This is a genomic window from Stieleria magnilauensis (assembly GCA_007753675.1).
In the GTDB taxonomy this organism is placed as follows: Bacteria; Planctomycetota; Planctomycetia; order Pirellulales; family Pirellulaceae; genus Stieleria; species Stieleria magnilauensis.
This window is the reverse complement of the sequence record CP036432.1, coordinates 10,454,144-10,480,649: the sequence shown is the minus strand read 5'-3', so window position 1 is coordinate 10,480,649 and position 26,506 is coordinate 10,454,144. Positions and strand designations below refer to the sequence as shown.

The 26,506-nt window shown below is 60.6% G+C and carries 17 protein-coding genes; 9 read left to right on the top strand and 8 right to left on the bottom strand.

Annotated elements, in window-relative coordinates; translation table 11 throughout:
- Positions 1–36: 36 nt before the first annotated feature.
- Genes TBK1r_RS37080 through TBK1r_RS37070 form a run of 3 tightly spaced genes read right to left on the bottom strand, consistent with a single transcriptional unit; the run spans position 37 to position 5,905 of the window.
- A complete protein-coding gene (locus tag TBK1r_RS37080) occupies positions 37–3,813 on the bottom strand; it encodes a protein kinase domain-containing protein (protein ID WP_419580759.1) in 3,777 nt (1,258 codons plus the stop codon).
- A gap of 14 nt (positions 3,814–3,827) precedes the next feature.
- Positions 3,828–4,835, bottom strand: a complete 1,008-nt coding sequence (locus tag TBK1r_RS37075) for a hypothetical protein (RefSeq protein WP_145221362.1) — start codon at positions 4,833–4,835, stop codon at positions 3,828–3,830.
- A complete protein-coding gene (locus TBK1r_RS37070) occupies positions 4,832–5,905 on the bottom strand; it encodes a vWA domain-containing protein (protein WP_419580758.1) in 1,074 nt (357 codons plus the stop codon). The genes TBK1r_RS37075 and TBK1r_RS37070 overlap by 4 nt, the downstream gene beginning before the upstream one ends.
- Positions 5,906–6,081: 176 nt before the next feature.
- Here TBK1r_RS37070 and metK point away from each other — a divergent pair, with 176 nt between their 5' ends.
- Together metK and TBK1r_RS37060 are read left to right on the top strand one after the other, a co-directional pair.
- Positions 6,082–7,266: a methionine adenosyltransferase gene (metK, locus tag TBK1r_RS37065; protein ID WP_145221359.1), complete on the top strand. Its 1,185-nt coding sequence runs from the start codon at positions 6,082–6,084 to the stop codon at positions 7,264–7,266.
- A gap of 229 nt (positions 7,267–7,495) precedes the next feature.
- Complete coding sequence (locus tag TBK1r_RS37060; RefSeq protein WP_145221357.1) at positions 7,496–8,290, top strand: metallophosphoesterase family protein; 795 nt, start codon at positions 7,496–7,498, stop codon at positions 8,288–8,290.
- Positions 8,291–8,785: 495 nt separating this feature from the next.
- Here the strand turns inward: TBK1r_RS37060 and rplL are convergent, their stop codons facing one another.
- The 4 genes from rplL to TBK1r_RS37040 all read right to left on the bottom strand — a co-directional run bounded on the left by rplL (position 8,786) and on the right by TBK1r_RS37040 (position 11,299).
- A complete protein-coding gene (gene rplL, locus TBK1r_RS37055) occupies positions 8,786–9,199 on the bottom strand; it encodes a 50S ribosomal protein L7/L12 (RefSeq protein ID WP_095737433.1) in 414 nt (137 codons plus the stop codon).
- A gap of 75 nt (positions 9,200–9,274) precedes the next feature.
- A complete protein-coding gene (gene rplJ / locus TBK1r_RS37050) occupies positions 9,275–9,799 on the bottom strand; it encodes a 50S ribosomal protein L10 (RefSeq protein ID WP_095737432.1) in 525 nt (174 codons plus the stop codon).
- A 39-nt stretch (positions 9,800–9,838) separates the two neighbouring features.
- Complete coding sequence (rplA, locus tag TBK1r_RS37045; protein WP_145223369.1) at positions 9,839–10,516, bottom strand: 50S ribosomal protein L1; 678 nt, start codon at positions 10,514–10,516, stop codon at positions 9,839–9,841.
- A gap of 297 nt (positions 10,517–10,813) precedes the next feature.
- Positions 10,814–11,299 carry a CinA family protein gene (locus tag TBK1r_RS37040; protein WP_145221354.1) on the bottom strand — a complete coding sequence of 162 codons (486 nt, stop codon included), beginning with the start codon at positions 11,297–11,299 and terminating at the stop codon, positions 10,814–10,816.
- A gap of 188 nt (positions 11,300–11,487) precedes the next feature.
- Between TBK1r_RS37040 and TBK1r_RS37035 the strand changes: the two genes are divergently transcribed.
- Entirely contained in the window at positions 11,488–12,378 is an 891-nt protein-coding gene (locus TBK1r_RS37035) for a hypothetical protein (RefSeq protein ID WP_145221351.1), read from the top strand.
- A gap of 59 nt (positions 12,379–12,437) precedes the next feature.
- Here TBK1r_RS37035 and TBK1r_RS37030 read toward each other — a convergent pair whose 3' ends face one another.
- Positions 12,438–14,255 carry a hybrid sensor histidine kinase/response regulator gene (locus TBK1r_RS37030; protein WP_145221349.1) on the bottom strand — a complete coding sequence of 606 codons (1,818 nt, stop codon included), beginning with the start codon at positions 14,253–14,255 and terminating at the stop codon, positions 12,438–12,440.
- Between the two features lie 1,024 nt (positions 14,256–15,279).
- On the opposite strand from TBK1r_RS37030, the gene TBK1r_RS37025 reads away from it, so the two are divergent.
- The 6 genes from TBK1r_RS37025 (at position 15,280) to TBK1r_RS37000 (ending at position 26,428) form a co-directional block, all read left to right on the top strand.
- Complete coding sequence (locus tag TBK1r_RS37025) at positions 15,280–17,484, top strand: hypothetical protein (protein ID WP_145221346.1); 2,205 nt, start codon at positions 15,280–15,282, stop codon at positions 17,482–17,484.
- A 220-nt stretch (positions 17,485–17,704) separates the two neighbouring features.
- Complete coding sequence (locus tag TBK1r_RS37020) at positions 17,705–18,034, top strand: hypothetical protein (RefSeq protein WP_145221343.1); 330 nt, start codon at positions 17,705–17,707, stop codon at positions 18,032–18,034.
- Positions 18,031–20,313, top strand: a complete 2,283-nt coding sequence (locus TBK1r_RS37015; RefSeq protein ID WP_145221340.1) for a hypothetical protein — start codon at positions 18,031–18,033, stop codon at positions 20,311–20,313. The genes TBK1r_RS37020 and TBK1r_RS37015 overlap by 4 nt, the downstream gene beginning before the upstream one ends.
- 26 nt (positions 20,314–20,339) lie before the next feature.
- The gene (locus TBK1r_RS37010) at positions 20,340–21,299 is read left to right on the top strand and encodes an ABC transporter ATP-binding protein (RefSeq protein WP_419580757.1); all 960 of its coding nucleotides are present in this window, start codon (positions 20,340–20,342) and stop codon (positions 21,297–21,299) included.
- Entirely contained in the window at positions 21,296–23,005 is a 1,710-nt protein-coding gene (locus TBK1r_RS37005; protein WP_145221337.1) for an ABC transporter permease, read from the top strand. The genes TBK1r_RS37010 and TBK1r_RS37005 overlap by 4 nt, the downstream gene beginning before the upstream one ends.
- 45 nt (positions 23,006–23,050) lie before the next feature.
- Positions 23,051–26,428 (top strand): DEAD/DEAH box helicase, encoded by a 3,378-nt coding sequence (locus TBK1r_RS37000; protein WP_419580756.1) that lies wholly within the window; start codon positions 23,051–23,053, stop codon positions 26,426–26,428.
- Positions 26,429–26,506: the final 78 nt, after the last annotated feature.

Below are 26,506 nucleotides of genomic sequence, written 5' to 3'. Positions count from 1 at the left end.
GTCGGCATGCACAGCATGCCCTGCGCCGCTTCGCGACTACGGCTTGCTCTGGCACGCGAGATCGTCCAGCCACAGCGTTCCGGCTCCGCTGGCGACGATCTGGATCCGGACCGGGACGATGGTGCCGGCATCAACGCGTCGGCCGTCCGCGGTTTGTGTCACCTGAAACGGCGCAACCACCCGACGCCAGGAGTAACTGCCCGAATCGAATTCGATCAGCGTCTCCTCGCCGGGCCCCAAAATTCGCATCGCGCCGGCGGCAAGCTGGTCGGCTTTGACCCAACACGAAAGCGCATACGGTTGACCGGCAACGACGGAAAACTCCTGGCCGGTTCGTCCCGAGGCGTCGGCGACACCGTCGGGGTCCGCAGCGGTCGCGGTGATCTTCAGCGAGCGGTTTCCCGAGTGCGCCTCGGGGCTGACTCTGGCGGAAGAGGCAAACCCAGGGGTGGTTTCCCACTTTGCGCCGGAAACGGAATTCCAGTAGCGGATCGAATCGAGTTCGAAGCCGCCATTGAGGATCGAGGCCGCAGTCGTTTTTCGGGGATCGGCCGGGGGCATCACTTCGATCTTGGTCGCCCGGGGCAGCTTCGCGAGCGATTTGATGAACGTTTCGAGCGCGACGATTTGCGTTTGGTCGACGCCTGGGGAACGTTTTCGTCGACTCAGTTCGGTTGTGATGGAGCGAACGGTGGAGAGGAGATCGCAGGCGGGTTCGACGTCGATGGCACGTCCGACGGCCGCCTCCGCCGCCACCAGGTCGCCGGATAACGCTGCGGTGCGGCAATGTCCCAGGGCGGCGGCGGCTTGATTTTCGCCCGTCAGTGCGGCGCGCTCCGCGATCCAAAACATCGCCGCTGCCTCGCCCAATCGCCCCTGGTTCTCGCGACATTGCGCCAGCCCGAATGACCCCAACGGATGATCGGGATCGGCATCACAGACCGCCTGGAAATCGAGTTCGGCCGTTTCGAAGCCGCCCTCACGCAACAAGATCATGCCACGGATCGCCCGCGCGTTGAGGTTGTCTGGATCGATTGTCAACGCCGATTCGATCGCCGCGAACGCCTCGTCCTGGCGGGCTTGATTGAGCCGGACGCCGGCCAATGCGGTGAATCCATCGACCAGGTTGAAACGAATTTGCGATTCGGGGCGAGCGAGTTGTTGTTGCAACCAGTCGCCGATCTGTGCCCGTCCCCGCAGGTCGTCGACGGCGACGAAACGCACGTCGGCAATTTCTCCCAGGGGATACGTATCGATGGCGGTTTGGATCCAAAGCCGCAGGGCTCGATCGACTTGCGACAGTTCGGCGTATGCCTGACCGGCCTGCCATCCGACCCAGGGGTGCACATCGTAAGACTGCATCGCCCGCTGGGCATCCTCGAGACTCCATTGCAACCGTTCGGTCGCTCGGCGCTGACGTTCGGCCGGGCTGTAACGTTCGTCGTCGGCGATCAATTGGGCTTGCCAACGATAGACGCTGGAACGATCGGCAAAGGCAAAGCAGCGCTGGGGCAACAGCGTGATGCACTGACCGAAGGCGTGCAGCGCGGGTGCCAAGTCTTCCCATTGCAGATCGTCGGGGTGCTCGGCACCGTTCCGCTGGGCGATCAAATAATGGACTTGCCCGAGGCCCAAATGCGATCCGTAATAATTCGGTCCCAGTGCGGCCGAGCGACCGAACAAATCACGCGCGGTGAGCAGTGCGTCGTCACCCTGATAGCCGCGAAAGACCAATTCAAAGCTGGGGTCGATCGCGGCGATCATGCTGAGCACGGCCAGGGAGTGCGCATCGGCGCCGTTGCGTGTTTGCCCCAAATCCTTTCCTTGCAAACGCGCGCCAGTGCCCAGTCGCATGTTTGCGATCGATCGATACAAGCGTGTGGATTCGGACAGTCGAAACCGATCGATTCGGTCACTGACCACCAGCGCCGCCTTCGCTTCGGCTTTGCCGGCGTTGGTCGTCAGCAATCGACCGGCGGCACGGAGCAACGCGCTCGGGCCTCCGACGCGACCTTCGCCGGTCAGTCGGACACCGATCGATTTGACCAGCATGGCATCCATCAACATCAACTGTTGATAAACGTCCCAGCGAAGGCGATCGATCTGTTCGGCCGAGAGATCTTGATCGGGCAGCCCGGTCCACCAATCGGCGCGGTCCCAGATGCCCAGTCGTTTCAGGGCGGTGGTACAGGCCAGCAGAGCTTTGGTGTCTCGGCTCAAGACGTTTTGTTGCTCGACGGTTTCGGCGAGGGTGTAAAAATCGACGAGTGCCTCGATGCGATTGGCTTTCTGTTCGATTCGATCGGCTCGTTCGACCAGTCGGGGTTCCGATCGCATGCCGGGCAGCGTATTGCGCAAGACGTCCAACGCGGAGGTGTATCGATCGCGAGACACCTCGATCGCGGCCAGATTTTCCGCGGCGTCGGCGGTGGTTTGCAACTCCGCGAGCCGTTGTCGGTCTTTGGCTTCGAGTTCCAATCGCTTGCTGCGCCGTTCCTGTTCGGCTTGCAGTTTTCGGACGTTGGCCACATTCCACAGAATGGACCCCGAGACACCGCCGATGGCCAACAGCAGAAGCGTCACGGCGAGGGTACTGGTGGCGGTGCGGTGTCGACGCATCCAGCGATTCACGCGAACCGAAACGGAGTCCTTGTGGACCGAGACCGCTTGATCGGCCATCCAGCGATTGACGTCGTCGGCGATGTGGTTCGGATCGGCGTATCGGTCGGTGGGATCGGTGGCCATCGCTTTCAAGCAGATCGACTCCAGCGGCGGCGCGATGTCAGCAGCGATCTGGCGTGGCCGGGTCAACGTTCCAGCGGCGATTTTTTTCAACAGCCGGGAGACGGAATCATCCTGATGGGGCGGGCGGCCGGTCAAGATCTGGTACAGGGTAGCGCCCAGCAAATAGACGTCGGTCCGTGTGCCAATGGACTCGAGTTTTCCTTGGGCTTGTTCGGGGCTCATGTATTGCGGCGTGCCCACGGTGCCGCCGACGCGTGTGGGTGTGGACCCGCTTCCCTTGGCAATCGCTCGGGCCAGATCGGCCGTCATCGATTCGTCGACCGGTTCGTCCAGCAATTTGGCCAGTCCCCAGTCGACGACCAGTGTTTCACCATAGGGGCCGACCATGATGTTGGACGGCTTGATGTCACGGTGCAGGACGCGCTTGCTGTGCGCGTACTGAATCGTGTTGCAGACATCGACGAATCGTGACAACAGCTCGCGCAGTCGCATCCCTTTGACGTCGGCGGAATCGGAGGGTTGCGGCGGCCGATGATAACGATCGATGGTGTCTTTCATCGTGTCGCCTTCGATAAACCGCATCGCGTAATAATGTTGGCCATCCGGCCAGGTGCCCATCGCATAGACAGGCACGATGCCGGGGTGTTCCAGCCGACCGGTCACCTTGGCTTCTTGAATGAATCGCTGGCGTGCTTCCTCGCTGTCGGCCCAGCGCGGTTTGATTTGTTTGATCGCGACGTCGCGATCGAGTTGTCGGTCATGGGCCAACAGGACTTCGCCGAGTCCTCCCTGGCGATAGGCACGGAGAATCCGGAATCGATCCGTGTCGTCTTGATTCGGCGTGTCGCCAGACGTTGACGCGTCGTCATTGGGGCTGTCGGGTTTGAGAAGATGCGACTGCAAAAACGCCCCGTCGCCGGCTTGCCGGTCCGCTTGGATCAATTCCATCACCGCGTCACGCAGTTGACTGTCATCACCGCAACGGCGATCGAGAAACGATGCGAGTTGGTCCGGCGGCAGTTCAACCGCCTCCAGAAAAATCGTCTCGATGGTGTGACGGTCGGGCATGCGTTGGGTGGACGTTAGGGTGCCGCGACGCTGGCTGCTAGATCGGGATGCCAGGCCGGTGCGGCCAGTTCCAGGGTCAGCTCCCATCGTTTCGCCGCCTCTTTCTGTCCCGATTGACGGACCAGATTCAGCAAGGAGATCATCGGGGCGGTCTGCAAGGCCATCGGCAACGCTTCGATTTCGCTTTCGATGCGGACCAAGTTGGCGGCGATGGCGGGCGGCGGTTGGGTGCGATAAGTGAGCTGTTTGGCGAGTGACGCAATCCGTTTTCGCTCGCGCTGATCGGCCAATCGCGTCAACGCGGACTCCGCCGCACCACGATACTTTGGTGATCGCAGCAGCCAGCTGGCCACGACCAGCTTGACCGCCAACGAATCCGACGCGGCGCGCCCGGCGGCAATCTGGACGATGGATTCATCGCCGCCGATCGCTCCGGTCCAATCGATCGGAAGGATTGCCAGTGTCGCCGTCGGCAGGGGCCGGGCGTCGAGTTGGCTGACCAGTTCCAATGCGATGTCGCCCCGTCCGGCGCGCATCGCTGCTTGGGCGGCCATCATCGAGAGCCATTGTTGCCGCCAGACGGGAGGCCGGCTGGAGGCCTCGTGATCGCTGATGCTGCGGACCAAGGCGGGCAGCGCCGCGCCGAAGTCTCCTTGATGGAACAATTCCAACGCAGCGGCTTGATCGGCCGGAACTCGGGTCAGGTCGACCGCAACGACGCGCGGCGATGAAACACGCGTGACGACGCTGTGCCCGTCCAGCAGGATGGCCAGTTGCTCGGCGTCGTAGGTTTGGATCGTTCCACGCAGCGTGCTCAACGGTCGCGGGTACCAGCGATCCTCAGAACGCTCTGATGAGTCCGATCGCGTTTCCGTGGGCGGCGCCAATCGGACGCGGTGCGGCGGTTCGGTCGCCGATGGTGTTTGGGCTTCTGCCGTTGCGGATCCGGCGGCCGACAGGCTGATTAGGCAGGCCGCGACCAGGTGCGGCCACGTGGTGGGGCGGGGGCTGGCTGTGATCACGGCGCGGTCGCCTCATCGCCGCCAGGTTCCGCGGCGGCCGGCTGGGCCGGATCGGACCGCAGCTGGCGCACGTCGACGTATTGGTATTGTCCGTTGTTCATGGCGGCCAGGTCTTTCAAAAAACTATCCGCTGCGGGGCCGCCGCGGCTGCCGAATTCGATGGCGTGAATCGTCGTCCCGCTTTGTTCGGCGCGGTCCTGCACCACCTTCAATTCCAGCTGGGACAGCCGCGGGATGTGCGCGTCGGTGAGAAAGAAAATGAGGTCCGGCGAAAGTCGCAACGCCATCAGCAGGGCGCCTTTGTGTTTGGTGCCGCCGAACGCTTGGATCGCTTCGACGTACCGTTGCGCCCGTTTCAGGTTGTTCGGTTCACCGGCGACCATGGTCATTGGCATCCCGGACATCTGAAACGGTTTGACGTTCTCGTTGTAGAAAATGATCTGGAACTGTTGCTGGGGGGAGAGCGATTGCAGGCTGCGGATCAATTCTCGTTTGGCGCTTCGGAGCGGCAATCCGCCGAAGCCATTCATGCTGTCGCTGCGGTCAAAGACATAGACGAAACGCGTCCCGCTGCCGGAGACGCCGAACAGGCTCGCCGTTGCTCGTTGGCCCGAGGGCGACTTGCTCGACGTGCCCGCTCCATCGCCGAAGGCGTCACCGTCCAGTTGGACGTCGCCGGCGATCCCGCTACCACTTTGCGGGGCCGGGGTCGATTCCATCGCCGACAAGATGCCTTGCAGATCGATCGGCGGTGACAGATCGGCCGGTGGGGCCGCGGCGGCCGACGCACTGGAGGCGTCTGCGGCGGTTTCCTGGACCGTTTTCTTGAGGTCCGCGGTGACTTCATCGTAGCGGTCGCGATCGGGCAGCCGATGGACCACCGCGATCCCGATTTGGCGGTCATTTGTCCCCTCGGAGCCCTTAGGGGCGGAGGAAGCCACCCACGCGATGAGGATTAACAAAACCAGGTGCAGCACAAAGGAAAGCAGCAGTGGCGGTGTAGGATGGGGCTGGATTTCCGGCCCCAGCTTGGCAGGCGGCGAATCGTTTCGGGGCGGCGTTGCGTTCAAGCTGGTCCTGTATCCTGTGATCGGAGACAATTCCGCTGCCAGACACGCCAACGGCGGTTCTCAGCAGGGCCTCGCCAAATTACGTTATTAGATCAAGATTGTAACGATTTCACGCCGGCGCCAACGTCTTCGAGTTTCCAGACCCACGGCTTGAGCGCCCCTATTGGAGTAAATCTGTGAGCCAAGCTCGTTTTTTGTTTACTAGCGAATCGGTCAGTATGGGCCACCCTGACAAGTTGGCCGATCGGATTTCCGATGCCATCCTGGACGCCCTGTTCACCGAGGACCCCAACAGTCGGGTTGCTTGCGAAACCATGGTGACGACCGGCGTTGCAATCATCGCCGGCGAAATCTCCACCAAGGCCAAGGTCAACTATGCCGACGTGGTTCGTCAAACGATCAATGAGGTCGGGTACACCGACGATCAAATGGGAATCTGCGGCGACACCTGTGCCGTGATGGTTTCGGTCGACACGCAAAGCCCCGATATCGCCCAGGGCGTTGATTCGGATGCTGCCAGCGGCAAAGACGTCGGTGCCGGAGACCAGGGCCTGATGTTCGGCTATGCCTGCAAGGACACGCCGGAATTGATGCCGTTGCCGATCGCCTTGTCGCACCGCATCATCAACCGCATCACCGAGGCTCGCTTCAACAAAGAAGTCAGCTGGTTGCGGCCGGACAACAAGGCTCAGGTGACGGTCGAGTACGAAGGGAATACGCCGGTCCGAGTCGACACCGTGGTCGTCAGCGCCCAGCACGATCCCGATGTCACCAACGACGAGATCCGCGAGTTCATCATCGAAAGCGTCATCAAGCCGTCGCTGCCCGAAGGCATGGACAAGGGTGACATCAAGTATCACATCAACCCGACCGGCAAGTTCGTCGTCGGCGGCCCCCACGGCGACTGCGGACTGACCGGACGCAAAATCATCGTCGATACCTACGGCGGCTGGGGACGGCACGGCGGTGGCGCGTTCAGCGGCAAGGATCCGACAAAGGTCGACCGCAGTGCCGCCTACATGGCTCGCTACGTTGCCAAGAACATCGTTGCAGCCGGACTGGCCGAGCGTTGCGAAGTCCAATTGGCCTACGCGATCGGTGTGACCGAACCCGTCAGCGTGCACGTCGACAGCGAGGGAACCGGAACCGTTCCCGACGAGCGACTGTGCGAACTGGTTCGGGAGCATTTCCCGCTGACGCCTTCGGGGATCATCGAACACCTGAAACTGCGCCGCCCCGTTTTCAAAGTCACCACCGCAGGCGGTCACTTTGGACGCGAAGGCGACACGTTCACGTGGGAAAACACCGACAAGGCCGACGCATTGGCGGCTGCATCGAAGCTGGCCGCTGCGGCCAATTAGCTCGTGTCGAAGGGACGTCACGGTTGTGCGTCACGGTTGGCTACCGCGTAGGTCACGCTGTGCGTGACGCTGGCATGCACAGCATGCCCTACGTGTGAAGGTGGCATGCACAGCATGTTTGGCGACTGCCGGAGGCAAAACCTTCGGCAACATGCCTTGGAATGATTGTCTCTCACGCGGTGCGTGAACCTCCCGGTCCGTCAGGCGAGCCCACCCCTGGAGTCCAGCAATGCGTTTGGTTTGGACCTCCGATCTGCATCTCAACCACGTCGATTTAAGGGCCTGGGACGCCTGGGTCGCCCAAGTCTGTCGCGAGGGTGTCGACGCCGTCGTGGTCACCGGCGACATCTCGGAAGCCGAGGACGTGGTGTTCCAGTTGCGTCGGATGGCAGAATCGATCTCGCTGCCGATTTACTTCGTGCTCGGCAATCACGATTTCTACGGATCCTCGATCGGGGCGACGCGACGCAGTGTGGCTTCGGTCACGCGCGATCTGCCATCGCTGTGTTACCTGACCGATGCGAGCACGATTGAATTGACGCCGGGTCGCTATCTGGTCGGGGAGGACGGTTGGGGGGACGGGACCGAAGGCGATTACGAAAACTCACCGGTGCGGCTGAACGATTTTGTCGCGATCGAAGACTTTCGTCAGGTCGACCCGATCAGTTGGCCTCGTTTGTTGCGTGAGCAAGGTGCTCAGTCGGCCGATCGATTGCGGCAAAAATTGCTGGCACTGCCGGAGTCGGCGCGGGGCGTCACGGTGGCGACTCACGTGCCGCCGTTCCGTGAATCCTGTTGGTACGAGGGGCGAACGACCGATGACCTTTGGGCGCCCTTTTTTGTCTGCGGCCAGGTCGGCGCGGTGTTGAAGCAATTCGCCGGCGAGCACCCGGCGATCGAGATGACCGTGTTGTGTGGCCACACGCATCACGCCGGTACCGCCGAGATGGCGCCCAATTTGGTGGTGCATACCGCCGCGGCCGAATACGGCGCGCCGCGGGTGGAGCGTGTGCTGGAGTGGTGAGCCTCGGGTGGCGAGGGGGGTGTTAGCGGAACGGCGCGAGCCGTCCGGTAGCAAGCATCACTCCGTTTGGTGTCAAAGGAGAGCGGCAGCGAACCGAGTATCCCGGAGGGATGCCAGCTCCGGGAAGCACGTCGACCCCCTTCGGGCAACGCTGTGAAGCATTTATTCCCTGCGTTTGACGAGGTGTTCGCGGCAGGGCGCAAGCCCTCCGGTCCCTCATCGTTCCCGAAATACCGGAGGGCTCGCGCCCTACCGCTAAAAAAATGCTTCACAGCGAGACCCTTCGGGGTCGCGTCTGACGCGGGACCGGATATCCGGAGGTGTCGCTTCGCTCGCCCCCGGCTAATCGCTTTGACCCCGTCGGGGTCATGGCCGCTAACAACATCACGGGCGTTCTGCGGGGATCTGTCGGCGCATCAAAAAACTCTGCGGTCCGGAGTGTGGTTCCGGGCGCAGAGTTCTTTGTGTTGCGGGAAGCAATCGGGCGAGGGTGAACTACTTGAGTTCGACCGAACCGCCGGCTTCTTCGATTTCGGCTTTGACCTTTTCGGCTTCTTCCTTGGAGACGGCTTCTTTGAGGGTCGCGGGGACGCCTTCGACCATCTTCTTGGCTTCCATCAGCGAGGCGCCGGTGAGGTTCTTGACGACCTTGACGACGTTCAGCTTTTTGTCGCCGAAGCCGGTCAGGACGACGTCGAACTCGGTTTGCTCGGCAGCGGCTTCACCGCCACCGTCACCACCGGCGGCCGCCATCACGACTCCGCCGCCTGCGGCGGGCTCGATGCCGTGGACTTCCTTCAGGTAGTCGCTCAGCTCTTTGGCTTGCTTGAGGGTCATTTCGGCGATCTTGTCGCCCATTTCTTTAGCTTCGGCGCTGAACTCAGCGACCGCAGTGGCTTCATCAGACATGACAGGTTTCCCTTAAAAAACGAATGGTCGGTTGTTTGAAAAACGGAATGGGGGGGTGATAGCTGTGGCGGTCGACTACTCGTCGCCTTCGCTGATCTTTTTCAGCTGGCTGTTCAGCGTCTTTCCGGGGCCCAGCATCGCGGCCGATAGCGTGGATCCAGGTCCCAGAATTTGGCCGACGAGCATCGAGATTTGTTCTTCGCGGCTAGGCCATTTGCTGACCGCTTTGACACCATCGGCGTCAAGACGTTCACCGTCCATGACACCGCCGGTGGTGGTGAACTTCTCGTATTTCTCGCCGTCCTTGTCCAAACGGACAACTTCCTTGACCAGCGACACAAAGTCTTCGCCGCCGTAGCACACTGCCACAGGGCCACTGGCACCTTCGAAGGCCGGGGCCAACGAGGTTCCCTCGGTGGCGCGTCGGGCGAGAGAGTTCTTCACGACAAACATCGTGATGTTCCTCTCGGCCAATTCGCCACGTAGTTCATTGGTCGTGTTCGCGTCCATTCCAACGGTGCTGACCAGGACGGCGTCTTGGACACCGTCAAGTTGCCGCTGGATGTCGCGGGTCACGAGTTGTTTGACGTACTTACTCATCAGATTGGTTCACTGAAGTAGGGATGATGGGGGCGCCGACTAGCAAGTGACTCGCACACTCGGGCTCATCGTTGCACAGATCGCCACGCCTTTGACGTACGTGCCCTTGATGGTTTGCGGTTTCAGGCCGTCCACGAATTGGATGAAGGCGTTGATGTTGTCGACAAGCTTGTCCGATTCGAAGCTCATCTTGCCGACCATCGCGTGGACGTTGCCGCCCTTGTCGTTTCGAAATTCGACTTTACCGGCCTTGTACTCGCTGACGACTTTGCCGACATCGGGCGTGACGGTTCCGGCACGGGGGCTGGGCATCAAACCTCGAGGACCCAAAACGCGTCCGAGCGGTCCGACCAATCCCATCATGTCGGGTGCGGCGATGCAGACGTCGAAGTCTGTCCAACCGTCCTTGATCTTCTTGGCCAGGTCATCTTGACCGACTTCATCGGCACCCGCTTCTTGTGCTGCCGTGGCGGCATCGCCTTTGGCAAACACGACGACGCGTTGCTGTTTTCCGATCCCATGCGGAAGCACCAGTGAACCACGGATGATTTGGTCCGCTTGGTTCGGATCGACGCCCAGACGCATGTGGATCTCGACCGTTTGATCAAACTTGGTCGAATCGTACGCCTTGAGCGCAGTGACCGCTTCATCGAGAGGAAGCGTGTTCGCTGGTTGCTTTTCGAGCGCGGCGCGATACCGCTTTGATTTCTTACCCATATGGTCACGACTCAATGGAGGTCGGGTGGTGTTAGCAAAATCACCAGGCCCGAGGCGAAAACGCACCCCGGCGGCAAATTCTCCCACTTCACAGAAAACCTATCGGCTTCTGACGAGACGAGAATATTGAGAAAGTCGTTGAAAGCGTCAACGCCAATTGTGCAACTTGCCCAGAAGTTTTTTCCCGGCCACCACGTTTTCCACCCCTTTTGACGTCCCGACTTCGCCGTTTGGAGGTTTCGCAGCGGGGGGCCAGGGATCTGAAACTTGTAATTGGAATGTTGAGATCTGAGCCAGTCATATCGTTCCCAGCACTCGGATCAGGGTGTCGATCACGATCAACGCGGATTCTCGCTGCCGGCCGACTCGTTTTTTGGCCTTCAACTCGACGCCCCAGGTTCTCGGCGGTTGGCCGCGCCGCCCGACACCGACAAAGATCCGACCGTCGAATTCTGGCGGGGCGTTCGGTCCCAGGTGACCGGTCACCGAGGCCGCCAAGTCCGCGTGCGGCGTCAGCTGCAACGCTCCGGCGACCATTTGATGCGCCACCGGGGCACTGACCGCGGTGTGCTGATGCAGCGTGTCTTCGGCCACGCCCAGCCAGCGCATCTTGCTGGCCTCTTGGTAGACGACAAACGAACCGGCCAGCCAAGCGGAAACACCGGGAACCGTGGCAAGCGTCGCCGCAATCAATCCGCCCGTGCAGCTTTCGGCCAACACCAGCGTTTGTTGTTTCTCCTCGAGCAGCTCGACGAGTTGTCGGGATTGGGAATCGAGATCCATGGCAGTCCGATCAATGATCAATGGGTTGGAAGTTGCGTGGGGGGCAGGTCGCTTTCGCGCGGTCTAATCCGAACCGCGGCGCGGTCAACTTAGCAGCCCGGAGCAAAAATTGGTTGGGGAGTCGGGGGCGGATCGTTACCCTGGGGGCGATCCCCGACGCGCCACCCATGCTCGATCGACCTCCTTCCATGCACCAGCGACCTGCCGATTCCTGCCTTGCCAGCATCACCCCGCTTCCCAAACAGGAAGCCGGGCGAGTGCTCACGCTCGGTTGGAAATTGCTGCTCAATGCATCGTTGTTGTTGGTGCCCGTGTTGATGGTCGGCCTGGTGTCTCCGCTATTCGTCCTGTCGCTCTGGGTCGGATCCGGCCGTGCCCTATTGGTTTCGGCGGTCGTGATTCCGTTGATCGTCGTGGCCCAGGTCTCTTGGGCGGGCACGTATCCGGAATGGCCGATGAACCAGTTATTGGTCCGCCGTTTGCGCCGTTCTTGTCGTTCACGCACGCGCACGAGGGGGGCCGGCGGGCAGCACTCGCAAGTGCCGGCCGAGCAAGTGCCAGTGGAGCAGGGGGGGCGGTTGAATTGGATCGAGACGGCTCGTCTGGTCGAGTGGGTGCCGCGCGAGAATTGGAACGCGACGAAGCTGGACACCGCCGAGGATGTGATGCTGATTCACGTCGACGGCTGGGGCGTGGTGATGGAAGGAGATTTTTCGCGGTACCGGTTCCCGGCCGCGTCGATCATTGACGTGCACGTGGAATCGGTGCGGCCGACCGGGTGTTTTCATCGCTTGCACTTCGTCGTCGTGACGGTGCGTACCGAAGACGGGCCGCTGGAGTTTGCGTTGGCCTATCGGGATCATCGATTGGGCGGCTTGCGTTCACGCCATCGTCGGCGCCAAACCGAAGAGCTGTGCGGGGAGATTCGCCGCATCGCTACCGGCGGCGATTTCAGCTACCGCGACCCGGACAGCGATCGCCTGATGCATCTCGATCCGGCTCATCTCGGTGTCGACGCTCCGGCGGCCCAGCAAGCGGCGGCGCGATTGAATCCCTATGCGGCACCGCGTTCGCTGTAACGCCACGCGGGCCGTCGAGACACTGCGCGGGCCGTCGTGGCGCGATGCGGGGCGACGATTCAACGGCTGTGAATCTGTCCGACGGTCGGAGGGTTGGCCGCGGGACCGGCTTGGTTGTCCGGGGCAACGCCGCCGGCCAACAGAACGGTTTGGACGACGTCGATCAACTGGTCCAGCCGGAACGGTTTGAACAACCGAGCCTTGGGGTGCAGTCCGTTTTGCAGTGCGTGGACGATCGAGTGGCCTGGGTCGTAGCCGAATCCGGTCATCAGGATCATCGGCACCGGGTCGATGATCTCTTTCAAACGCATCATCAATTGAAAGCCGCTGTGTTCGGGCAGTTTGATGTCGCTGATGATGACGTCGTACTTGTCATCTTCGCCGGCATCGCGAACCATCAAGACGGCTTGGTCGGCACCGCGGGCGGTTTCGACGATGCATCCGTAGCGTTCCAGCAGCGTGTGGGCGTCTTCGCGGACGGTGCTGTCTTCGTCGACGACCAGGATGCGTTTACCGCGAAGCAGCGCGTGTTCATCCGAGGAGATGCCCGGCGGAACGGCTTCCAGAGGCGTCAACCGCTGTCCGATCTGTTGAATGGTTTGCTTGATGTCGCGGGCGTTCTTCAAGATCCGGCGGATGCGATCGACCATTTCCGGCGAGTGGCCGATGTAGTCCTCCATCACGTTGACGGCATCGTTGAGGATCTCGTCGACGGGCAGCGCGACGGCGCTGTGGATCGCATTGCAGCTTTGCTGGGCGGTGTCGGCCTTTTGGGCGACGAGGAGTTCCAACGTGTTGAGTGCGAAGCTGATGTCGCGGGCAAAGATCTCGAGGAACTGCAGATCGCTTTCGCTGAACGCGGCGACTTCGGGGCTTTCGACGTTGATGGTTCCCAGAACCTGGTCGTTCAAGATCAGCGGAACTGTCAAGGAGCTTCGCGCGTTGGCGACGCCGGGGATGAACAACGGGTCGTTGACCACGTCATAGCACAGGTAGCTCGTCCCGCTGGAGGCGGCATACCCGGTGATCCCGTTGCCTTGCGGGTGGGCGAACAGTTTTCGATCGGCCGCTTCTTGGTCGATCCCGACGCTCAACAAGGGGACCAGGTTGCCGCTGGCTTGTTCGAGCAGCCGAATCTCGATCACCTCGAAGTTCAGCAGGTCGGTCAGGTAGTGCCGGATGTTGTCTTTGAGCAAATCGATCCGCTCGTCGACGCCCATCTGGTAGATTTCGGTCGGCCGCAAATCGGCCAGTTCGCGTCCGGCGCGGTGGATCGCGGCGAGTTTCTGCTGCTGCAAAATCTCTTCGGTGATGTCGCCTACGGTGACCACAAGGTGCGGCTCGGCGGCGTTGTCGCCGACCGGCGCGGCGCGGACTTGGAAGAAACGGTTGTCCGAGGTTTGGAAGGTTCCGCTGCTTTCTTCGCCGGTGGAAAAGGCGGTGTGGAACGGGCAGAGATCGGATCCCATGATGTCGGGATTGCCCAGCAGATCGTAAATCGTTTCGCCCGTCGGGTCTTCTTCCAGCTTGCCGGCCCAGACTTTGAGGCGGCGGTTGGCCCACAGCACCCGGATCTTGTGGTCCAGCAACGCAGCCCCCTCGGGTAGATCGCGGAGCATCAAGCCGCTTTGACAGAGCCCCCGCAGTTCACCGAGTTCGGGGAGCAACTCTCGGGCGATCCACACACCCTCGATCGAAGGGCTGGCCAATTGATCGAGGACCGTCGCTGAGGAATCGAGCGCGAGCACTTCCTCGTCCGAGAACCCGCGCGGCAGCGTTTGCTTGTCGCCTACGCATATCAGCCGAATCGTCTCTGTCGACTCGCCGGGCTGGCCGGTCCTGTCTTCAGTGCCGAACGGGGAAGTGGATCGAGTCATGACACGCCTCAGACCACGCAGTAAAAATCGAGCGAAGGCGACTCGCTTTGGGCCGCCCCTGGGAACTCATCGATGAACGCACATCCATACATACGTCGGTTCATCGGCACTACCTCACCAAGAATCATACGAGAAAACGAGTGATCAACCACCGTTGAACCCAGCCGAATACGCGTTTGACCGCGCAAACCGCTTCAGTTGCCAGTCAACCCGCCTTGTGGTCGGATCCTCCGCCCTAGTCGGAGGCCGTTGACATGGCAGTCGACGCCCGAAGCGGTGCAATGTTGGCGCCAAACGCGCGACGGAACGAGTTTCGCTGCTTCACTCTCGTCCAATCACGCGTCATTTATCCACCTTTCTCACCGCCGTCTACCCGTTCGTCATTCGGGCTTGCGTCGTTTCAAAAAACCTCGGAAATCATTGATTTTGTTCGCCCTTCCTCTGGGCACAGGTGTCTACACCGCAGTCATTACCCTGCCTGGCAGAAAGCGGCGATCGATACGGGGGGCGTCCGTTGGTCGGAGCGTTTGACGTCGGCTCTGATGCAATCGTCATCAAGTCGATTTGTTTCGGTGTTATCAATTCGATCGCGCTGCGCGGTCAAGGTCGGGCGACAGTGCACATCGACAAGTCTCTCGCGGTCCGTTGCGACCCTGCCTGCAAATCAGTTTGACACGGCGGGAAAACGGGGGGCCTTGTCGTCCGACGCGGGCGTGCCGCTTGAGAAAAAATTAATTTTGTTGCGGGGAATTCCGGGGTTTTTCGCTTCAGCGGGATAGGGCAATCGATCCCTGTCGGGTCGAGATGCGCCGGTGGCATGCTTCGGCTTCCATGATTCCGTTTTGAACGCCTGGGCAAAACTCGCGATTTGCGTCGTCTGCACGTCGCCTATTTGTTGACAGGGGTTTGCGTAGGTCTACATTCATGGGGCTGGGCAGCAGCCCATGCTACGCAGCCGTTACAGACTCACTCGTATTCCCATCGTCGGCTCACTGGCTGTGAGACATTTTGGAGGACTCACTACATGAAGAAAATGATGTATCAAGGTTTGGCAGGACTATGCACCGCACTGTTATTTGCGGCAAATGTCTTTGCTCAATGCGGCGATTGCGGCGGCTGCGCAAGCGGTTTCGCGTGTGTCGCTGCCGGCGGGGCCGCTGGCCCCGCTGTCGCGTATGAAACCCGGACGGTCATGCGACCGCAACTGGTGTCGGAAACCCGCCTGGTTCCGACGACGACTTATCAAACCGAAACACGCACCCGCATGCGTACGGTGACGCGGCAAGTTGCCAAAGTGCAAACCCGCGAGCAGACCTACACGGTCAATGTGCCCGAAGTCCGAACTCGCACCGAATCCTACACGGTTTGCGTGCCGGTCGAGTACACCGAGGAAGTGCCTTACAAGGTACAGGTTCCGGTGACGACCGAGGTCGAACAGACCTACCAAGTCAGTGTGCCGTACACCGACACGGTCGAGCAGACCTACACGGTGTGTGTGCCCCAGACCAAGGAAGTCGAACAGACTTACACGGTTTGTGTGCCTTACACGGAACCGCAGACCTACACCGTTTCGGTGCCGGTCCGAGAACAGGTCGAGCAGCAATACACGGTTCAAGTGCCGGTTCAAAAGACCCGCACCGAAACCTATGAAGTCTGCGTGCCTTACACCGAGCCGGTCGAGCAGACGTACACGGTCCAAGTTCCGGTGAAAAAGATGCGGACCGAAACGTACCAAGTGTGCGTTCCGTACACCGACACGGTGACGCAAACCTACGCCGTCAAAGTGCCCTACACCGAACCGCATACCTACACCGTTCAGGTGCCGTATTGCGAAACGGTGGAGCAAACGTACTCCGTCAGCGTGCCCTACACCGAGCCCGTCGAGCAGTCTTACACGGTGATGGTTCCCTACACCGAGCAAGTCGAGCAGACCTACACGGTTCAGGTGCCTGTCACGGAAACCAAGACCGCAACGCGTACGGTCACCAAGTGCGTTCCGGTGACGACCATGAAGACCGTCACCGAAGATCACGGCAGCTACCAGTGCCAAGCGGTTGAAGCCGCTGGCGGTGCAGGTGCCGGTGCCGGTTGCGGAGCCTGTGGCGGATCCGCGCCCAGCAATCCTTGCGGCGGATGCAGCACTGCTTGCAATCCCTGTGGCGGATGCAGCACGGCGTGCAATTCCTGTGGCGGATGCGGCGGTGCAGCCGGCGTCGTCGGCGGCAGCGGTTGTGCCCCGGCGGTCAGCTATCGACAAGTCTGGGTGCCCAACCTGGTCACCAAAGAAGTCCCGGTCACCACGTACCAACGGCAGACCACCGAAGAGCCGTACACGTACACGACGACCAGCTACGTCACCGAAACCAAAACCCGCACGGTTCCGGTGACCAAGTGCCGTCCCGAAACCCGCACCCGTACGGTGAACGTCACTCGGTATCGCACCGAGCAACGCACGCGACCCGTTCAGGTTCAAAAAGTTCGCACCGAAGAACGAACCGTCAACGTCACCAAGTGCAAGACCGAAACCCGCACCCGCGAGGTTCCGGTTCAACGGACTCGGATGGAAACCCGTGAACGGCAAGTTCCCTACTGCGAAATGATGACCGAAACGCGGACCCGCACGGTCAACGTTCCCAAGACGCGGATGGAAACTCGCACCCGCGAAGTGGCCTACTGCGAAATGGTTCCCGAGACGCGAACGCGAATGGTCACCGTTTGCTCGATGCGTCAAGAAGAGCGGACTCGTGACGTGACCAAGTATCGCAACGAGACCCGCACGCGAACGGTTCCGGTCACCACCATGGTGAACGAAACCCGCACCCGCTCGATCCCCGTCACCAAGACCCGTCTGGAAACCCGCACCCGCATGGTTCCCCAGACGACCTACAAGACGGAAGAAGGCACGCGGACGGTCACCAAGACTCGTATGGAAAACCAAACCCGCGAGCGCGAGGTCAACTACACCGTCTGCGTCAAACAGGAACGCGTCCGAACTTACAACGTCACCGTTTATGAAAACGTGACCGAAGAAGTTCCGGAAACGTACAATGTTTGCATCCCCGTGACGACGATGAAGGAAGTGCAGGTGCAAGTCTGCAAGCCCGTTCCGACCACGGTCCAGGTGCCGGTGTACAGCTACGGCGCGTCCGCCGCTCCCGGAGCCGGCTGCGTCAATTGTGGCGGTGCCGCACCGATCGCAACCGGTGCCGGCTGCACCAACTGCAACTGATCCTGCCACGACCCAGACGCTGAGCACCGCTCAGCGTTGGCATGATCACCCGCAACATGGCCCCGACAAGGAAACTTGTCGGGGCTTTTTTTTTGTAGTGAGTCTTGAGTCTTGAGTCTTGAGTACTGGGTACTGAGTACTCAGTACTGCGGCCCTCCCGCGGCGATCGGCGGGGTTTGCTATGCTGGGGGGCTGCTTCGACCCAGGAAAAGAACACTTGATGACTGATCCGACCGCGACCGAACCATTTCTCCCCAAGATCTCGCTTCGTTGGCTGATCGGATTGGTCACCGTGTGTGCCGTTGCGATGGGAGTCGTCCAGCAGGCGATCACGACCGGGCAACTGTGGGCGGTGTTGACGACGGTCTTGATCGCAACGCTGACACTGCCGTTTTTGATGTACGTGGGATCGTTTTCGTTGGCGAGCTTGTTTTCGACGCTCGGCTCGGCGGCCATGGGACCCGAACAGCCGATACGAGTTCATGCGCCCACGACCGAAATGCCCGACGCGATGTCGGATCCGAATCATCGCAATGGCGAAACTCCATGAGGCGTTTGCTTCGCTCGGTCGTCGCCGCTCTAGTCATCGCGGTCCTGGGGACGCTGACCACGGTCTCGGCTGCCGCCGAAGAGATTCAGCTGGGGGCGGCACCGTCTAATCCGGCCAAAGCAGGGTTCACGATGTTCGTGATCACCGAGCGGTTGGGCAACGAGGGGTTTCAACCGATCACGCTGCGGTTTCGAGCGATCGGCAAGTCGTTTACCCGCCAGCGTTCGCTGCGCATCTTGTTTCGGCCCCGGACCCAATACGCGACCGAGATCGATTTTCAATTTGCCTGTCAGGTGACGGTGCCGCAAGGCGTCAAGACGTATGACATGCCGGTCCTGGTGCCTCACTTTTATCGCTGGGAATCCTGTTCGGTCCAGGTGATCGAAGACGGCAGGCGGCTGGGAAAGGTGGCGTCCAAGCTGGCGATTCCGGCATCGGTCAAAGATTGGGGACAATACATGTCGATCGGGGTGATGGTTCCACGAGACGCGGCGACGTCGACCGCCCCCTGGGCCCGCTTTCCCGACCTGCGTTCGATCGCCACGATCCTGGGCGAGGGCGCGATCAGTGAAAAGGCGAACGTGCCGCGACTGTCCGACAAACAGGCGCGGAAATTCGTCGACGACGTCGTCTACGGCTGGGCACGGTTTCGCGTGATCGACGAAGACGCCTTGCAGCCTTCGTGGATCGGTTACAGCCAGTTGGACGTGATCCTGGCACCCTATCCGTTGCTGCAGCGAATCGAACAAGAGCAACCCGACCGATCGGCGGAACTGAAACGTTGGGTTTCCGCGGGTGGTCAGATCTGGGCCTACGCGGCACCGTTGCAGGCGGCGGCCTCGCAAGGGACGCAGACGCCGGAGCAGCAAGCGACATCGACGTCGGCCAGTCCGCCTGCTGGGGCTGATCCGCCGAGTTGGCTTGCGGGCGCGCGAGGGGACGTCAGCAAGTCGTTCCGGTATTGGGCCGATCCATCGTCCGTCATGACGCTCAGCCAGCCCAACGACACGTCGGCAATTCAATACCAGCCTTGGAATTATGGAACCTACTACTCCAATTCATACGCCTACGGTTCCAGTGAAAAAACTCGTCAATCGGTGTATGACGATCTGGTGGCGGTCAAGCATCCGATGGTTCAGACGGTGACCAAAAAGAAACTCCTCGCCGGACTGGGTGTGATGCCATACGGTTGGGGACGTGTCGTTTTGATCGAGCAACAGGATCCGTTTCCGGGGTCGTTCCAGCTCTGGAAGTCGCTGGAGATGGACAAACAGAAATGGGGCGAGCGGAACGGGGTGGAGTACGCGACCGGCAACGACAGTTACTGGGCTTGGCTGATGTCGACGGTGGGCCAGCCGCCGGTGACGATGTTTGTGATCCTGAACGGTCTGTTTGTGTTGGTCATGGGGCCGCTGTTGTACTTCGGGTTGCGGCGTCGCGGGCGGCTTTACTTGCTGTATTTCCTGGCGCCCGCGTTGGCGTTCTTGGCCACGATGGGACTGTTTTTTTACGCCTTTCTTTCGGACGGGTTTGACAATCGGGCTCGGATCCGCCAATTGACCTGGATCGACGGTCGGCATCCCGTTTCGCCCCCGGGCGACGGCCAGCCGGGACGTGTCCCGGTGATCGACCAGTCGCGTCAGACGTACTACACCGTGGTCGACAATCAACGCGGATTGCGGTTTGCCGGCGACGCGTTTGTGTTACCGGTGCATCATTCGGAAATGATGAACAACTACAACTACCGCGTCGCCGACGACTCGCGGCCGGGTGATTTTTTGATCGACCAAGTCGGCGACGATCGGCTGTACTCTGGCGACTTCCTGCCCACGCGGACTCAGGTTCATTATCTGGTCACGCGTCCGCACGTCGGTGTGTCTCCGATCGAGATCGATTTCGGCGGTGAGACCGTTTCGTTGACCAATCATTTGCCGACACCGTTGTCGATCGTGGGCGTGCGCGACGACAAGGGTAAGTACTGGATCGCCCGGGACGTGGCGCCCGCGGCGACGGTGGCGCTGGAGAAGGCAAACTCCAATACACTTTCCATGATCGCACTGGGGGTCGTCGATCCGGATTCGACACAGATGCCGACGCCCTATCAGAATCGTGTCTCGATGAACGATCGAACCGGCATCGAAGAGCGGCTCTTGGAGTTTTCGCGAAACCCGCAGTGGCGATCCTTCTTGGCTTTGACCGAAGTGCAAGCGGACCAGTATGCGCTCCGCGAGTGTGTGCAGGATGAATGCGTCCGCATGATCGGAGGGTTGCTGCCGTGACAGGGTCGAATACCGCTGTCCCGCCAATGTCCGTCCCGCCAACGCCCTGGCAGGGGCCGATGATCGAATTGCAAGACGTGACGCGTTTGTTCGGCAGCACGCGCGCGGTCGATCACGTTTCGTTCATGGTCCCACGGGGCAGCGTGTTTGGTTACATCGGTCCCAACGGGGCGGGGAAAACGACCAGCATGCGAATCCTGGCGACGCTGGAACTGCCGACCGAAGGCGACGCCTTCATCGAAGGACTCTCCTCGGTCAACGATCCCGACCGCGTCCGCCGGCGGTTGGGGTTCATGCCCGATGCATTCGGTTCGTACAGCGACACGAATTGTGCCGAGTATCTGGATTTCTTTGCGCGTTCCAACGGACTGGTCGGACGTGAGCGGACGCGGCGGATCCGCTGGGTGATGGATTTCACGGGGCTGCGTTCGATGGCCGAAAAACCGATCACCGGTTTGAGCAAGGGGATGCGCCAACGTCTCTGTCTCGGCCGCGCCCTGATCCACGACCCCTCGGTGCTGATTTTGGATGAACCCGCCGCCGGGCTGGATCCCCGTGCCCGAATCGAGTTGCGACAGATCATTCGATCGTTGGCGGCCGATGGCAAGACGATCTTGATCAGCAGCCATATCTTGAGCGAGTTGGCCGAGATGTGCGATCGGGTGGGCATCATCGAGCAGGGGCGGTTGTTGGCCAACGATACCGTCGCCGGTCTGAAAGGCAATTCGCAAACGCATCTCGATTTGATCGTCGTCATCGACGGCGAGACCGAGACGGCCAAAACGATCCTGTCACAGTGTGAGGATGTGTCCGATGTCGTGGAACTCAATCGCACGCTGCAGTTTCGCGTCGCCGGCGACCGACAGCGCCAGATCGAAATTTTGCATCGTCTCTGTGACGCCCGCGTGAACGTGCTGGAGTACCGGGTGGTCGATGAATCGTTGGAGGATCTGTTCCTGAAGGTCACCGCGGGGAAGGTGCAATGAGCGATCAAGAGGCATCGAGACGTGCGGGGGACGGCGGTGACGGTGATTCCGACCCGTCGGCCGGCCAACCGTTGCACCCGGTCGCCGAACTTTCACTCGGCGGCGGTGGCCAGGCGATTCCCTACCCGGCACTGGCGCTGGACCCTGACGCGAGTGGGTTTTGGGGCTGGGTGGATCGGGCGACCGAGCGGCTGACGAGTCTGTTGAATCCGATCTTGGTCAAAGAGGCCAGGCAATCGCTCAAGAGCAAGCAGTTTCTGATCACGTTTTTCTGTTTGCTGGCCGCGTCGTGCGCCTGGACGATCATGGGGATCGTGTTCAATGCGCCGGATGTTTATTACATCCCGACCGGTGAATCAATGATGATCGGTTACTTCCTGATCCTGTCCGTTTCGATGTTCGCCTTCGTTCCCTTGGTGGCGTTTCGCTCCTTGGCCGCCGAACTCGATGAAGGGACGTATGAGATGTTGGCGATCACGCGTCTGTCGGCCTGGCGGATCGTGTCGGGGAAGATGAACAGTGCGGTGCTTCAGATGCTGATTTACTTCTCCGCCATCGTGCCCTGTTTGGCGTTTTGTTATCTGCTCCGTGGGATCGGGTTGCTGACCATCGTCTTGGTCGTCGCGATTGTTTTTATCACGGCGATGGTGTTGACGGCGCTCGCGTTGGTGCTGTCGACGCTGGCCAAGGGCCGGACGCTGCAAACGTTTCTGTTGGTCGGCTTGGTCGCGTTCATCGTCGTGGTGGAGTTCACGTGTTGCGGTTTTGTTTTCTCGATGGTGTTGCCCGAGCAATGGAGTGGGACTTGGTTCGGGTTTCTCGCTTCGTTCACCGTTGCGGCATCGTTCGTCGTTTTGTTCGTGGCCGCGGCGGCGGCCCGTATCGCCCCGGTCACGGAAAATCGCTCGACTCGATTGCGCGTGATTCTGTTTTTCCAGCAGGCGATCTGGGTGGTGACGATCGCCTATGCCGCCTGGGTGACCGGTGATTTCGAATGGATCAATGAGGGGCTGCTGTACCTGGGGATCTATTGGTTGTTGGTCGGGATGTTCATGTGCGGCGAAGCTTCGGAGTTGAGCCCCCGCGTGCGACGCGGATTGCCGGCCACTTACGGGACCCGCATGTTGTTCACGTGGTGGATGCCCGGGCCGGGGACCGGTTTCATGTTTGTCATCGGCACGGGCGTGGCGGGGCTGTTGGTGTTGGCCGGGGTGGGTGTACTTGGCTTCCAGACGGGAGTCGTCCGGGGAACGAGTGTGGACACTCCTCCGCCGATCTTTGCGGCGATGATGATCGGCTATCTGCTGGGATATCTGGGGATCATTCGCTTGCTGTCGATGCCGTTTCTGAAGCGGTTCGGGCCCTCCTTTGTCGCCCCCCTGATTGCGGCGATCGTTGCATATTTCTTGGGCGTGATCGTGCCGGCGATCATCGATGTGGCCATCCAAGGCCGCGTCTCGTTTAGCTACTCCGCCCTGCACGCGAGCAATTGGGGGTGGACGTGGGACGAAGCGTTCAGCTCACGGGGGCTGCCGGCTGAAGTCGCGATGTTGATCCTGGTGGTCGGATCGGGAGTGTTGGCGATCAATTTGATTTCGCTGTTTCGCGAGTTTCGGCTGCGGAAAATCGCGGTGCCGTTGCGGGTCAAGCAGGATTTGGCGGACGAGTCGGAAAACCAACTCGTCGAAAACGGTGGCGGACGGTAGATTGATTGTCTGTTGACCACACAGACTTGTGAAACGGAGTTCCCGGTGTCGCGATCGAAAATCCAGTTGCAAAAGCTTCGCAAAGTCCTTTCGCAGGCAAAGAACAAAAATGGTCTGATCGGGCTGCAGTCGTTGCTTGATGAGGGCGAAGATTGGTTCGATGAGCCCCGCTTTGACTGCCAGGACGTCCAATCCTGGTTCTTCGCGTTGCGAGAGCTGTTGGAGAGCTTTCCCCCTCAGATCAGGTCCGCTCATGCACTTCAGCGGGCCGATCGATCGATCCCGGCAAAAATCCACATCGAAAGGATTTATCGCTGCGGCGAGATGCAGGGTTCTTGGTCAAGCAAGGGTGTCCACCACAACGTCTACTTGAGTGTGGATGCGGAATCATCGCCGGCGGGTTGTGACTGCGCCGAATCGGGCGGAATCGAACCTTGCGTGCACTGCTATCAATTTGTGTTGCACGCGCTCGAGCAATTGCAGCACAACCAGCCCTTGCGGTCGCGGATCGCTCAAGGGGAGATGGAGTCGGGTGAGCCGCCGCGCGACGCCTATGTGGCCGACCCCTCGACGATCGCGATCGCCGAGCTGAATCGGATCACGACCGAGCAACACGACCTGTTTTCCGATGTCGCCGACGAAGATGACGATCTGTTGCCGCCGCTGGCCGCGATTGTGACGCAGCGGATCATTTGGAACTTTACGCAGAGCAGCGGGGGATATCTGTCGGTCCAACCGCTGCTTCAGCAAAAAAAGAAACGTGGCAATGGATTCACCAAAGGCAAGAAGATTCGTCTGGACAACTTGATCACCGATCGTTCGCTCCCGCTGACCGATGCCGATCTTGCGGTGGTCGCCAAGATCGAGCGTGCCGGTCGGCATTACTACGGCGACTCCGGCTACCAGTTGGACGCGGTCGAAGCGATCGAGCAACTGGTCGGGCAGAACAACGTCACTTGGGATTCCGAACCGATCAGCGTCCGGGACTATCCCAACTATCTCGCCGTCGGGATCTCAAAGGACAACTACCGTGTCCTGTTTTCGAATCAAGACGGATCGAAGATCTATCCCAGAGTGATCGCCTCCGGTGAAACCTTTCTGCGCATCGACCTGGACGCCGACGAAATCTTGGTCGGCAAGTCGAAGGCAAACGAAGCCGAGTTGATTCGTTCGATTTGCCAACTGCCTCCGGTCGCCCTGGACCGCCGCGAAGACTTGCTGCAACCTCTGGCCAAGCTTCAAAAACAGATTTCCATTCTGTTGCCGCCTTCGGTGGCGGGTCCGGTCCGTTTTACGGACGCCCGTCCGGCGATCCTACTTCGTAGTCGAGCCGACGGCCGGCTCGATTTCGGGCTCCGCGTCCGCGACGCCGCCGGTGTGCTCAGGCGACCATTGACGGGACCGATGGTCGTAGCCACCGAACGCGACGGCGAGAAGTTGCAGCTGGCCCGCTCGGTCACTCGAGAATCCGAGCAAATTGATCGGCTGCTCAAGCGCTGGCGTCTGTCGGTGGACCGCGAGAATTGGTTCGGAACGATCGATGATTTCGGCGCCGCGCTGCGTCTGATCGAGGACCTGCAGTCGCCCGAGAGTGACGTCGAAGTGCTGTGGGATCGCACCGGCGAAAAACCGGTCACGGTGCTCGGCAACTTGTCCAGCAGCAACGTCAAGGTCGACATCACGAACAAACGCAATTGGTTCGGGATCTCAGGCGAATGCAAGTTCGGTGAGCACTCGATGCCGCTGGCCGAGTTGATCAACGGGCTGCCGGCGGATGATCAAGACGGTATCGGCGATTACATCAAACTGGCCGATGGGCAGTGGGCCAGAATCTCCGAAGGGTTGCGGAAGCGACTGAAGCGTTTGCAGGATGCGACGCACAAGGATCGCAACACGCTGAAATTGGATGCGACCGCGGCCCCGGCGATTCGTGAATTGGTCGATTCCGACGTCGCCGTCAAAGCCAGCCGTGCCTGGGAAAAATGCGTCAAACGATTGGCCAAGGCGGAGAAGCTGGATCCGACCGTGCCGCAGAACTTGGATGCCAATCTGCGGGACTACCAGATCGACGGATACAAGTGGCTGCGCAAGTTGGCCGAGTGGGGCGTCGGCGGCATCTTGGCCGACGACATGGGTTTGGGCAAGACACTTCAAACGCTGGCCGTCTTGCTGGATCGATCCGCCGACGGTCCGGCGCTGGTGATCGCGCCGACCAGTGTCGGGTTCAATTGGCAGCGCGAGGCAGAGCGTTTTGCCCCCGACCTGGACGTCCACCTGTACCGTGAAACCGAACGCGGCGAGTTTCTGCCCACGGTCGGACCCCGGTCGTTGGTGATCTGCAGCTACGGGTTGGCCTTGCGCGATGCCGAGGCGCTTGCCGGGGTGTCCTGGTCGACCCTGGTGTTGGACGAAGCCCAGGCGATCAAGAACAGTCGCAGCAAGACCAGTAAGGCAATCGCCGGGATCGACGCCGATTGGACGGTCGCGCTGACCGGAACGCCGGTGGAAAACCATCTCGGTGAATTGTGGAGTCTGTTCCACGTCGTTTCGCCGGGCGTCTTCGGCGGCTGGGAACATTTCCGCAAACGATTCGCCGGGCCGATCGAAAAGGAATCTAGCGAGTCGGCCCGCAAGGCGCTGGCCGAGCGGTTGCAGCCCTTCGTGCTCCGCCGAACCAAGTCCGAGGTGTTGACCGAATTGCCGCCCCGCACCGAGATGAACTTGTATGTCGATCTGAGTCCGGCCGAGCGAGCCGAGTACGAGAAGGTCCGCTTGGCGGCGATCGGCGAAATTGAAACCCTCGAAGCCCTGCCGCACATCAAAGACCAACGTTTCAAGATTCTGGCGCTGATGACCCGGCTGCGGCAAATCGCCTGCCATGCCGGTTTGGTCAACAAGCAATGGACCGAATCGTCGGCCAAACTCGATCAGCTCTGTGAAACCTTGGACAGCCTCCGCGAAGAAGGCCACCGGGCGCTCGTCTTCAGCCAGTTCACCGAGCACCTGGCGTTGATCCGTAAGGCCCTCGATGAGCGTGGATTCACGTACCAGTACCTCGATGGGTCGACCCCCGCCAAGGCGCGGCAGGTGGCCGTCGACGAGTTCCAAACCGGGAGCGCCGACGTTTTCCTGATTTCGCTCAAAGCCGGCGGAACCGGGCTCAATCTGACCGCCGCCGACTATGTCATCCACATGGATCCCTGGTGGAATCCGGCCGTGGAAGACCAGGCGACCGACCGGGCCCACCGGATGGGGCAAGACAAACCGGTGATGGTCTACCGGATCGTCGCCCGGGGCACGATCGAAGAGGAAATCTTGGCGCTGCACGAATCCAAACGCGATCTGGTCGCCGGGGTGATGAAAGGGACCGAAGCCGCGGCCAAGCTGTCCAACGACGATCTGATCCGGATGCTGAGAACCTAATTGGGCCCGTTTCCGTCGATGACACCTTGGCATTTGCCCGTTATCCTGTGACGATGCCCGCGTTTGACGGGAAAAATT